The organism is Nitratireductor aquibiodomus NL21 = JCM 21793 (assembly GCF_000615975.1).
GTDB classification, from domain to species: Bacteria; Pseudomonadota; Alphaproteobacteria; order Rhizobiales; family Rhizobiaceae; genus Nitratireductor; species Nitratireductor aquibiodomus.
On sequence record NZ_BAMP01000123.1, the window covers coordinates 1 to 10,410 of the forward strand.

Genomic DNA, 10,410 nt, shown 5'->3' on the forward strand with positions numbered 1-10,410 from the left:
CTGGCCGTTCGCCCCGGTGGACCGGGAAGAACGGATGCGCTCGAGCACATAGGTGCCGCGGCCGACCTCGCCTGACACAAGACCACGCTGGCGGACAAGCGCATAGGCGCGGCTGACGGTGCCGATCGTGACGCCGACATCATAGGCGAGGTTGCGCTGCGGCGGGAGTTTTGTGCCGGGCGGGAGCGTGCCGTTCTCAATGTCGCGCTCGATCTGGTCGGCGAGGCGCACATAGAGGGGGCCAGCGCCCCGCTGAAGGTTCGGAAGCCAATTTGTCATGGTGACAATTATCTATATTGCGCCGTTTTTTGAGTCAATGCATAGGTTCAATCGCTCCATTCAGGAAAAAAAGGAGTGATACAATGGATGCAATCAAGACAATCGATAATGAGCGCAGGCCGCCTGCGCCGCCATTGGGGCGGAGGGCTTCCGGCTTCGTACTGCGGTCTGTTCTGGAACGGGTGGAGAACTGGCTCGGCAAGCGACGCAGCAGGCTGGCGCTGCTGCAGCTCACGGACGAGCAATTGCGCGATGTCGGCATCTCGCGCGACGAGGCGCGACGGGAAGGGCTCCGCCCGTTCTGGGATTAGAAGCTTCACCGTTTCCGTGAAACGATGAACGGTTCAGCGTCTCTGCTTCAGTGCAATTCCGGACGCAAAGCCAGCCCCAGGGCTTCAGGACGCTGTTCTGGTCGGCGCGATGGCGTCACTTTTCCGGGCGGGCTTTCCGCCGGCAATGAGGCGGTCTGCCAGCATGGCGAGGCGGCCGAGAAATGCGAAGGTCAGCAGAATGGCGGCGAGGTATACGAGAACGCTCGGCCATCCGTTCAGTCCGGTGTCCAGAAAGTAATAGGGAACCTCGCCCGCGATCGGCGCGCGGACCAGCACGTAAGCAACATAGATCAGCGGGTAGGCGAGCCACAGGGGCAGGTGACGCCAGGAAAGGCTGCCATCCGTGCCGCCCGTCAGCCACCAGACGAGGTAAATCGCCGGCGCGATGTAATGAAGCGCGATGTCGCAGATGAGAAGAAGGCCCTCCGGCTGCCACAGCGCAGACAGAAGCTGCCAGTAGACGATGGTCACCAGAAGGATCGAAACGGCGACGCCGGCGCGCACCCAGGCCTGCCCGAAGAAACGTGGCGCGCCCGACAGCGCGGCCAGATGGACGAAAACCACCAGAATGTTCGTCAGGATCGTGAAATACGAGAAATAGTGGATGACGGAACCGGCGATGCTGCGTCCTGCTTCCATGGAAGCAGGTATCGTCAGGGCAAACTGCACGACAAGAGCGGACAGTCCGACGACAAGGCCGGCGACATTCAGGATTTTTGCCATGCGGTTTCCCCCGGGAAAAGTTCCGAGCGCTTGCAATAGTTCGAGAATCTAAATTTAAAGTTTAGGCTTAAAGCGATTGAAATCGCATTTCACGCCATTTTCGCCCGTCTTCTGCTTCAGCAGCTCGCCTCGCCGCCGGACCAGCGCATGATATCGGCGTTGATCTGCGCCCCGGTGCGCGTCGAAGCCAGCGGACCATAGGTCGATATTGTCGTTGGTGAACCGGAGGCTTCGATGACGAGGAGCGGCAGACCCTGCTGCTTCTTGCTGCGCATGATCAGAAGCCGAGGTCGCCCCACGCGCGTATCGAGCTCGGGGATCATGTGAAGATCGCGGAACCGCCGGTCGCCCGAGCGCATCCAGCATTTCGCGCCATTGCTGTTGATTTTCTGAAGGGCTGCGACGGGGCTCGGAGCCTCGACCTGAAGGTTGAGGGTTCCACCCATCGGTTCCGTCTGGCAGGCGGATAGAAGAAGCAGGCCCGATATCAGCGCTGCGCCGGCGCCGCAGCGAAGAAGGTATTGCAGGTTTGAACCGGTATGACCGGCGCCCCCCATCAGGCGGCCTTTCCAAGAATGCCGGCAAAGAGTGCGCGGCCGTCATCGCCACCATGGGCGGCTTCGATCAGGTTTTCGGGATGCGGCATCATGCCAAGCACATTGCCGCTGTCGCTGACGATGCCGGCAATGTCGTTGACCGATCCATTGGGGTTTGTGCCTTCGGCATACCGGAAGGCGACCTGACCTTCACCCTCGATGCGCTTCAGCGTCTCGGCGTCCGCAAAATAGTTTCCGTCATGATGGGCGACCGGGCAGCGGATGACCTGACCGGGCTGATAGCCGCGCGTGAAGGCGGTGTTGGCGTTGGTGACTTCAAGCTTCACCTCGCGGCACACGAATTTCAGCGAGGCGTTGCGCATCAGCGCACCGGGCAAGAGTCCCATTTCGACGAGAACCTGAAAGCCGTTGCACACACCCATGATGAGCGCGCCCTGGCGGGCCTTCTCGGCCACGGCCTGCATGACCGGCATGCGCGCGGCAATGGCGCCGCAGCGCAGATAGTCGCCATAGGAGAAGCCGCCGGGAATGACCACAAGGTCGACATCGGGCAGTTCGGTCTCCGTCTGCCAGACCGTCACCGGCGCCCTGCCGGAAATCCGGGTGAGCGCGGCGATCATGTCGCGGTCGCGATTGAGGCCGGGAAGCTGGATAATGGCTGATTTCATGGGGTCTGATCGCTCGGGCTGGGATCGTATGGATTCTGCGGGCCTTCGGCCATTTCACGGAGTTCGAGGCGGCGTTGTATGCGTTCGAGGCGATCATCATGACGTCCAAGCATACCGTAGATGTTGTGGGTATCCTGCTGGATCGCAATCATATGCCCCCGGATGGAGATCAACTCCTGGCGGATCTCCGATTGACCGGTTTCGAGTTTGTCCAGGCGACCCTGTATGCTTTTGAGAACCTCGTAAAGCAGATCATTGGTAATGTCGCCCATGATAGTCCTTCTCCACAACCTCAGGTAACGGAGACAGTGTAGTCCTCAATCACGGTGTTCGCCAGAAGCTTTTCGCACATGGCATTGAGGTCGCTCTCGGCCTTGGCCCTGTCAGCGCCTTCAATCTCCAGATCGAAAACCTTGCCCTGACGCACGGAGCCGACACTGGAAAAGCCGAGCGCATCGAGCGCGCCTTCGATGGCTTTTCCCTGCGGGTCCAGAACGCCGTTCTTCAACGTCACGGTGACGCGGGCCTTGATCACGTTGGTGCTCCCTGATTTCCCTGACGCGCACTAGTGGCGCGTCTTGTTGTCCTTGGAGGATACGAGGACGGGACCGCTGCCGCGCGGCGGTTCGTTCTCGTTCATGATGCCGAGACGGCGCGCGACTTCCTGATAGGCCTCGACCAGACCGCCCATATCGCGGCGGAAACGGTCCTTGTCCATCTTGTCCTGCGTGGTGGTGTCCCACAGGCGGCAGGAATCTGGAGAGATTTCGTCCGCCACGATGACGCGCATCATCTCGTTTTCCCACAGCCGACCGCACTCCATCTTGAAGTCGACGAGCTGGATGCCGACACCGAGGAAAAGGCCGGTGAGGAAGTCGTTGACGCGGATGGCCAGCGCCATCATGTCGTCGATTTCCTGCGGGCTGGCCCAGCCGAACGCGGTGACGTGTTCTTCAGAGACCATCGGGTCGTCCAGCGCATCGGCCTTGTAGTAGAATTCGATGATCGAGCGGGGCAGCACGGTGCCTTCCTCGATGCCCAGCCGCTTGGCGAGTGAGCCGGCCGCGACATTGCGCACAACGATCTCGAGCGGAATGATCTCCACTTCCTTGATCAGCTGCTCACGCATGTTGAGCCGGCGAATGAAGTGGGTCGGAATGCCGATTCGGTTCAGATGCTCGAAAATGTATTCCGAGATCCGGTTGTTGAGCACGCCTTTGCCATCGACAATCTCGTGCTTCTTCTTGTTGAAGGCTGTGGCGTCGTCCTTGAAGAACTGGATCAAGGTGCCGGGCTCCGGGCCTTCATAAAGAATCTTGGCCTTGCCCTCATAAATGCGGCGACGACGGTTCATGGCTTTTCCTGGTCCGTTGCCTAGACAGGGAAACTTCGCGCGGAAGTTCCGCAATGCGGCAGTTTCATGGATGCATCGTTTCACGCGGTCTCTAGCGCAAACCCACTCATACCACAATTGCCATTTGTCATCGCCAACGTGTTTGTGCCCTGCCGGCAAAGCGCGGATGCACCCAACGAGCGTATTGACCCGGAGCGGGGCTTCTGGTTTTTGCTTGCCAAACAGTTGTTTCCGCATCGCCAGACGATGCCCGAGCCGGAGGATTTGCTAGATGGCCAACATGAAAGACCGTGAAGACGCGTTTGAGAACAAGTTCGTTCACGACGAGACCCAGAAATTCAAGGCCATGGCACGCCGCAACAGGCTTCTGGGCCTGTGGGCCGCTGAGAAGCTCGGCAAGAGCGGTGACGACGCGGACGCCTATGCCCGTGAAGTGATGAACTCGGATTTCGAGGAAGCCGGCGACGAGGATGTGTTCCGTAAGGTCCGCAAGGACTTCGACGCCGCCGGTGTGGAACAGTCGGATCACCAGATTCGCCGCACCATGGATGAATTGCTCGCCACCGCGCTCGAGCAGATCAAGAAAGGCGAGTAGGTCCTTGTCGGTCCCGTCGCTGGCCGCACGCCTTAAAGCGGGGGAGAGCGTCTTCTCCGCCTGGTCTTCCATTCCCGATTCGCAGACAGTCGAGCTCGTTGCCGGACTGGATTTCGGCGCTGTCACGCTCGACATGCAGCATGGCGGACATCACGAAGACAGCGTCCTGCGCGGCATTGGCGGCATCCGTTTGAACGGCAGGCATCCGCTGGTGCGTATCCCTGTCGGGCGTTTCGACATGGCGAGCCGTGCGCTCGACATGGGCGCGGAAGCCGTGATCGCCCCGATGGTGAACTCGCTGGAGGATGCCCGCGCATTCGCTGCCGCGATGAAATATCCGCCCGTCGGGCTGCGATCCTGGGGACCGAGCTTCGCCATGCCGCGCGCGGGAACGACTGACGGGCAGACCTGGCTCGAGACAGCCAATGCCGGAACGGTCGCCTTCGCCATGATCGAGACACGGCAGGCGCTCACGGCACTTGACGACATTCTTGAAGTGGAAGGCATCGACGGTGTGCTGGTCGGCCCGTCGGACTTCTCCATCGCCTGGTCAAACGGCAGGACGGTCGATCCGGCTCTCGAAGACATGATGCCGGCGATTGCAACGATTGCGGAAAAGGCGCGGGCGATCGGCAAACATGCGGCGATCTACGTGGTCGATCCACGGCTGGTCGGTCGCTTCTATGCGATGGGGTACAGGCTGTTCGCCATGGGGTCGGAAGCGGCTTATATGGCACAGGGCGCACCGGCCATGCTGCAGGCTGCGCGGGACTCCATCCAGAGTTAGGGTCAGGTCCTGACCCTAAGAGAAATCAGAGCTGCTGGATGAACTTGGCGAAGGTCATGGAACCTTCGGGCCAGGGGCCGAAGCCGGATTCGGCGTTGATGTGGCCGGATTCGCCCGCGTCCAGAAACAGCGAGCCCCAGGCGGCGGCAATGTCTTCCGCGACGTCAAACGCGCAGAAATGGTCGTTGCGGCTCGCAATGGTGATCGACGGGAACGGCAGCGGATCGCGCGGGTAGGGGCCGAATGTCATCAGGTGTTTTGGCCGGATCCTGCTGTTGGCAACGTCGGGCGGGGCGACGAAGAATGCGCCCGCAACCGGCTTCCTGAACTCGGGGATGGCTTGAACGGCGGTGGCGACGCCGAGCGAATGGGCGACCAGAACGACGGGCTTTTCCGCTTCGTTGACGGCCGTCACCACCTTGGCGACCCAGTCTTCCCGCACGGGCTTGGACCAAGCTTCCTGTTCGACACGCCGCGCGGTGGACAGGCGAGACTGCCAGCGTGTCTGCCAGTGGTCCGGCCCGGAATTTGTGTAGCCGGGAATGATGAGGATGTCGGCGTCTGATACTTTCATGGCCGGCCATGTAGCCATCGTGTCGGAGGCATGCAAGCGCTGGTGCGGTTTGCAATGCGGATTGCATTCGTTTTCGAACGATTCTTGAAGATTGTGTTTCATTCGATGAACAGCGTGTTCGCCGGGCGGGCGCTTGCGCGGAGGGGGATGGCGCGCCAGTTTCAGGGGGACATGAGGCGGCCCGCCAGAGAGGCCGGCTGCCGCTTCGCAGGAGATAAAGCGATGAGTGGGTTTCCCTTTGCCGCAACCACGCCGGTCAGCATCGGCCGTGTCGGCCTGAAAGCGCGCGACGCGCAGAAACTGGCGGCGTTCTATTCAGATATACTGGGGCTTCAGGAGATGGACGGCGACAATGGCGCGATTGCGCTGGGTGTCGGTGGCCACACGCTTCTGGAGATTGCCGAAGACAGGTCCGCCGAGCCGGACGATCCGCGTGAGGCCGGGCTCTTTCACACGGCGTTCCTGCTGCCTGAACGGGCGGATCTGGCGCGCTGGTCGCTCTTTGCCCGCGACCGCAACATGCGCCTTGAGGGCGCGTCCGACCATCTGGTGAGCGAAGCGCTTTATCTTTCGGACCCGGAAGGTAATGGCATCGAGATCTATGCCGACCGCGCTCCTGAAAGCTGGACGAAGAACGAAGACGGGATCGCCATGGCGACCGAGCGTCTCGATTTCGGCAGCCTGTTGTCCACGGTGCCCGATGGCGATGCAGGCTGGCAGGGCGCGCCGGAGAACACGGTAATCGGCCATGTGCATCTGCGCGTCGGCGACCCGGTGACGGCGGAAACATGGTGGCATGAGGCGCAGGGCTTCGACACGATGACACGCTATGGATCGCAGGCGGTGTTTCTGGCGACGGGCGGTTATCACCACCATATCGGCGCAAACAGCTGGCGAAGCGCCGGGGCCGGCAAGCGCAACCCGAAGCGCACGGGTCTTTCCTGGCTTGAACTGAAGAGCAGGAATGCGACGGCGGAGAAGGAATTCGCCGACCCGTGGGGCACGGTGATCCGCGTGTCTCCGACGGGTTGAGCCCATTTGCGTGATCCAATGAAAAACGCCGGCGCATCGGATGATGCACCGGCGTTTTCACGTTTCATGACAAAACAATCAGCTTTCGCCGAAAACCCGCTCGAAGATCGTGTCCACATGCTTGGTGTGGTAACCGAGATCGAATTTTTCGCGGATCTCGTCTTCCGAAAGTGCGGCGCGCACATCCTTGTCGCCCAGAAGTTCCTCAAGGAAGTCTGCACCTTCTTCCCAGACCTTCATGGCGTTGCGCTGGACGAGGCGGTAGGCGTCTTCGCGCGACACACCTGCCTGAGTGAGCGCCAGAAGCACACGCTGCGAATGGACGAGGCCACGGAACTTGTTGAGGTTCTTGTCCATCGTCTCGGGATAGACCACCAGCTTTTCCATCATGCCGGTCAGGCGCATGAGCGCGAAATCGAGCGTGACGGTCGCATCCGGGCCGATCATGCGCTCGACGGAAGAGTGGGAAATGTCGCGCTCGTGCCAGAGCGCCACGTTTTCCATGGCAGGCATGGCATAGGCGCGCACCATGCGGGCAAGACCGGTCAGATTTTCCGACAGCACCGGATTGCGCTTGTGCGGCATGGCCGACGAGCCCTTCTGGCCCGGCGAGAAATACTCTTCCGCTTCCAGAACCTCGGTGCGCTGCAGGTGACGCACCTCGACCGAGAGCCGCTCGATGGAAGAGGCAATCACGGCGAGCGTGGAGAAATACATGGCGTGGCGGTCACGCGGGATGACCTGTGTGGAGACCGGCTCCGGCTTCAGGCCCATTTTTTCCGCGACATGCGCCTCGACGCTGGGGTCGATGTTGGCAAAGGTGCCGACAGCGCCGGAAATGGCGCAGGTGGCGATTTCCTCACGCGCATTGACGAGGCGGGTGCGGCAGCGCTCGAACTCGGCATAGGCCTGCGCCAGCTTGACACCGAATGTGGTCGGCTCGGCATGGATGCCGTGGCTGCGGCCGATGGTGACGGTGTCCTTGTGCTCGAAGGCGCGTTTCTTCAGGGCGGCGAGCAGCCTGTCGAGATCATCCAGCAGGATGTCGGTGGCGCGCACGAGCTGGACGCTCAGACAGGTGTCGAGCACGTCGGAGGAGGTCATGCCCTGATGCACGAAGCGCGCCTCGGGGCCGACGATCTCGGCTAGATGCGTCAGGAAGGCGATGACGTCGTGCTTGGTCTCGCGCTCGATCTCGTCGATGCGGTCGATGTCGAAGGTGGCGCTGCCGGCCTTGTCCCAGATGGTCTTTGCGGCTTCCTTCGGCACGATGCCGAGCTCGGCCATCGCGTCTGCGGCATGCGCCTCGATTTCAAACCAGATGCGGAACTTGGTCTCTGGCGACCAGATTGCAGCCATTTCCGGCCGCGAATAGCGCGGGATCATGCGTGCCTTGCCTTCCATGAAAGTGGGGTCGGCGCCTGACTAGCAGAGCTTGGCGTTTTCCTCAACGCGGCCTGGCGGCATAGATGCAGGAGAGGGCGAAAAGTGCGGCCAATCCCCAGGGAAAATAGAACCGGAGCCCGATCACGGCGAACTGATAGACCGCTCCGGCTGTGGTGAAGATGAAATGGATCACCCATGACGGCGAGAGGAGCGCGCCATGCCACTGGGCATAGTAGGCGCGGTATTGCAGCGCATAGAGGGCGGCCGTGACGCAGATCGTGGCAAGCGCAAAGCACAGAAACGCGGCGGCGAAACGGGATTCGGGGCGGGCTTTGCGCGCGACGAGCGCCTGCAGCGTGTGACCTATGGGAAACGCGAGGGCCGCGCCAAGCGCAAAGATGGATGTCAGGGCAACCATATGCGGCATCGACTGCCAGCCGCGCATCCAGAGGGAGCCGAGCGCATTGAAGCCCATTGCCGCGCCCCAGAGAAACGCGCCTTTCAACGCCAGCGCAGGTGACGGCAGCGCCTGCCTTAGGGTGGCGAGACGCTGCCTCATGGAAACCCGATGCTTTTGCCGCCCCCGGACATCAGCCGCTAGAGCCGGCCTGTCACGGCAATGAAGCGGTGGTCGGGGCCCTCAAAGCCCACTTTGCGAACTGCGATCATGACTGCAAAGACCGGTGCACCGCCTTCGGGATAGAAGGTCTGGATGCCGCTGATGCCGTAGCCGAGCGGGCAGCCGCGGCTCTGCGGGATCGTGCTGTCCTCATGCACCAGCGCGGTTTCGGCCCCTGGTTCCGTGGCGATGCGTGTCAGGCGGAAGCCGGCCGGTTCTCCGAACCCGTAGCATTCGGCGCCATCGGGCATGGGAAGCTCCGTCAGGCGGAATTCGAGAGAACTGTCGATGGCGGGAAAGACCGGGCGCGGACTGACGGCCATGCGGAAGGGATCGGCCGATTGTTCCGTGACGGCGTTCCAGCCGGCGGTAAAGCCGCGATTGTCGGCGAGCACCGTATCGGAGATGACGGACTGGGCCTGCGTTTTTGCCTGGGCGCGTGCATCGGAAACGCTGGCGCCATCCTGCTCGACGGTCACGCGGATGGGCGTGCCGGGCAGGAAACTGTCATTGGCGGTGTCGATATAGTAGCGGTTGGCGTAAGCGAAGCCGGATCCGTCCTGCACGCCGTACTCCTCAAACGCGAAGGTGGCGCCGTCGGCTGAAAAGCCGAGGATCTCGACGGAGGCGGTGTCGCCTGCATGCGCCGTGGCGGAGGCGGCAAGAAGCGCCGCGGTGCAGACGATTGCGGGAAGGTGTTTCATGCTGAAATTCCTTTCGGCCTGAATTCTGATCTTAATGCCCTACGACAGACTGTTTCGCCCAAGTGGGAAATAGATCACGTTCGTCCGGTCTGGCGGCAAAAACACCTCTGGCAATGGCCCGCGCCATGGTTGCGGCCGCGGCCGCATTGAGGTCGATCACACCGTCCAGATCGAGCACGGTTTCGCTGCGGCCCGTCGAGAGCGCGAAGACAAGATCGCCATCGACAGGCGTGTGGGCCGGCCAGATGGCACGCGCGAACCCATCATGGGCTGAGATGGCGAGGCGTTTTGCGGCGGGTTTATCAAGCCTTGCATCGGTGGCGATCACGGCAATGGTGGTGTTTCCGCGCGCAGCGGTGCGCATTTTGGTGGTGACGTTCGAAGCATCCGCCGGAAGCGGGTGGGGCATGCCAAGGCCGCCGAACTCGTCGCCGATCTCGAAGGGAGCGGCCCAGAAATGCGGTGTGTTGCCGATGGTGACGGAACCCACGGCATTGACGGCAACCAGTGCACCGACGGTGATGCCGTTTTCAAGAACCGTTGAGGCCGAGCCGAGCCCGCCCTTGAACGTGGCGGTGGTGGCGCCTGTGCCGGCACCTGCCGTGCCGATCTCGAAATCCTGCGATGCGGCCATGGCGGCGGAAAAGCCGAAATCCCGATAGGGGGAAAAGCGACCCCAGTCCTTGTCGCCGCCATTGGGCAGGTCGAACAGGATGGCGCCAGGCACGATGGGCACGCGAAAACCCAGGATCTCAAACCCCCGGCCCATCTCGCGCAGCGCCGCCTGCACGCCGGCTGCC

At 61.8% G+C, this 10,410-nt stretch carries 17 protein-coding genes; 5 read left to right on the plus strand and 12 right to left on the minus strand.

Going from position 1 to position 10,410, the window contains the following annotated elements; translation table 11 throughout:
- Positions 1 to 279 (minus strand): GntR family transcriptional regulator (locus tag JCM21793_RS27600; RefSeq protein ID WP_036541312.1); only part of this gene is annotated, 279 nt, incomplete at its 3' end.
- Between the two features lie 83 nt (positions 280 to 362).
- Here JCM21793_RS27600 and JCM21793_RS21300 point away from each other — a divergent pair.
- Positions 363 to 590, plus strand: a complete 228-nt coding sequence (locus JCM21793_RS21300) for a DUF1127 domain-containing protein (protein WP_025031653.1) — start codon at positions 363 to 365, stop codon at positions 588 to 590.
- Positions 591 to 674: 84 nt separating this feature from the next.
- On the opposite strand, the gene JCM21793_RS21305 is transcribed toward JCM21793_RS21300, so the two are convergent.
- The 6 genes from JCM21793_RS21305 to purC form a co-directional block, all read right to left on the minus strand.
- A complete protein-coding gene (locus JCM21793_RS21305; RefSeq protein ID WP_007009779.1) occupies positions 675 to 1,334 on the minus strand; it encodes a Pr6Pr family membrane protein in 660 nt (219 codons plus the stop codon).
- 116 nt (positions 1,335 to 1,450) lie between these two features.
- Positions 1,451 to 1,891, minus strand: a complete 441-nt coding sequence (locus JCM21793_RS21310) for a hypothetical protein (protein ID WP_007009778.1) — start codon at positions 1,889 to 1,891, stop codon at positions 1,451 to 1,453.
- Positions 1,891 to 2,559 carry a phosphoribosylformylglycinamidine synthase subunit PurQ gene (purQ, locus tag JCM21793_RS21315; protein ID WP_025031654.1) on the minus strand — a complete coding sequence of 223 codons (669 nt, stop codon included), beginning with the start codon at positions 2,557 to 2,559 and terminating at the stop codon, positions 1,891 to 1,893. Before purQ ends, JCM21793_RS21310 begins: the two co-directional genes overlap by 1 nt.
- Complete coding sequence (locus tag JCM21793_RS21320; protein ID WP_025031655.1) at positions 2,556 to 2,831, minus strand: hypothetical protein; 276 nt, start codon at positions 2,829 to 2,831, stop codon at positions 2,556 to 2,558. The genes purQ and JCM21793_RS21320 overlap by 4 nt, the downstream gene beginning before the upstream one ends.
- 20 nt (positions 2,832 to 2,851) lie before the next feature.
- Positions 2,852 to 3,094, minus strand: a complete 243-nt coding sequence (gene purS / locus JCM21793_RS21325) for a phosphoribosylformylglycinamidine synthase subunit PurS (protein ID WP_025031656.1) — start codon at positions 3,092 to 3,094, stop codon at positions 2,852 to 2,854.
- A gap of 30 nt (positions 3,095 to 3,124) precedes the next feature.
- Positions 3,125 to 3,913, minus strand: coding sequence for a phosphoribosylaminoimidazolesuccinocarboxamide synthase (gene purC / locus JCM21793_RS21330; protein WP_007009773.1), 789 nt, complete (start codon positions 3,911 to 3,913; stop codon positions 3,125 to 3,127).
- 66 nt (positions 3,914 to 3,979) lie between these two features.
- Here purC and JCM21793_RS29370 point away from each other — a divergent pair, with 66 nt between their 5' ends.
- Genes JCM21793_RS29370 through JCM21793_RS21340 form a run of 3 tightly spaced genes read left to right on the plus strand, consistent with a single transcriptional unit; the run spans position 3,980 to position 5,295 of the window.
- Complete coding sequence (locus JCM21793_RS29370; protein ID WP_143038408.1) at positions 3,980 to 4,207, plus strand: hypothetical protein; 228 nt, start codon at positions 3,980 to 3,982, stop codon at positions 4,205 to 4,207.
- Positions 4,185 to 4,508, plus strand: coding sequence for a DUF1476 domain-containing protein (locus tag JCM21793_RS21335; RefSeq protein ID WP_007009772.1), 324 nt, complete (start codon positions 4,185 to 4,187; stop codon positions 4,506 to 4,508). The genes JCM21793_RS29370 and JCM21793_RS21335 overlap by 23 nt, the downstream gene beginning before the upstream one ends.
- Positions 4,509 to 4,512: 4 nt before the next feature.
- The gene (locus JCM21793_RS21340; RefSeq protein WP_025031657.1) at positions 4,513 to 5,295 is read left to right on the plus strand and encodes an HpcH/HpaI aldolase family protein; all 783 of its coding nucleotides are present in this window, start codon (positions 4,513 to 4,515) and stop codon (positions 5,293 to 5,295) included.
- 25 nt (positions 5,296 to 5,320) lie between these two features.
- On the opposite strand, the gene JCM21793_RS21345 is transcribed toward JCM21793_RS21340, so the two are convergent.
- Positions 5,321 to 5,869 (minus strand): RBBP9/YdeN family alpha/beta hydrolase, encoded by a 549-nt coding sequence (locus JCM21793_RS21345; RefSeq protein WP_007009771.1) that lies wholly within the window; start codon positions 5,867 to 5,869, stop codon positions 5,321 to 5,323.
- A 222-nt stretch (positions 5,870 to 6,091) separates the two neighbouring features.
- Between JCM21793_RS21345 and JCM21793_RS21350 the strand changes: the two genes are divergently transcribed.
- The gene (locus JCM21793_RS21350) at positions 6,092 to 6,901 is read left to right on the plus strand and encodes a VOC family protein (protein WP_025031658.1); all 810 of its coding nucleotides are present in this window, start codon (positions 6,092 to 6,094) and stop codon (positions 6,899 to 6,901) included.
- A gap of 78 nt (positions 6,902 to 6,979) precedes the next feature.
- On the opposite strand, the gene purB is transcribed toward JCM21793_RS21350, so the two are convergent.
- From purB to JCM21793_RS21370, 4 genes are all read right to left on the minus strand, one after another.
- Positions 6,980 to 8,287 carry an adenylosuccinate lyase gene (gene purB, locus JCM21793_RS21355; RefSeq protein ID WP_025031659.1) on the minus strand — a complete coding sequence of 436 codons (1,308 nt, stop codon included), beginning with the start codon at positions 8,285 to 8,287 and terminating at the stop codon, positions 6,980 to 6,982.
- A gap of 61 nt (positions 8,288 to 8,348) precedes the next feature.
- A complete protein-coding gene (locus tag JCM21793_RS21360) occupies positions 8,349 to 8,846 on the minus strand; it encodes a hypothetical protein (RefSeq protein ID WP_025031660.1) in 498 nt (165 codons plus the stop codon).
- A gap of 38 nt (positions 8,847 to 8,884) precedes the next feature.
- Positions 8,885 to 9,610: a DUF2259 domain-containing protein gene (locus tag JCM21793_RS21365; RefSeq protein ID WP_007009768.1), complete on the minus strand. Its 726-nt coding sequence runs from the start codon at positions 9,608 to 9,610 to the stop codon at positions 8,885 to 8,887.
- 31 nt (positions 9,611 to 9,641) lie between these two features.
- Positions 9,642 to 10,410: P1 family peptidase (locus tag JCM21793_RS21370; RefSeq protein ID WP_025031661.1), on the minus strand; the 769-nt coding region annotated here is incomplete at its 5' end.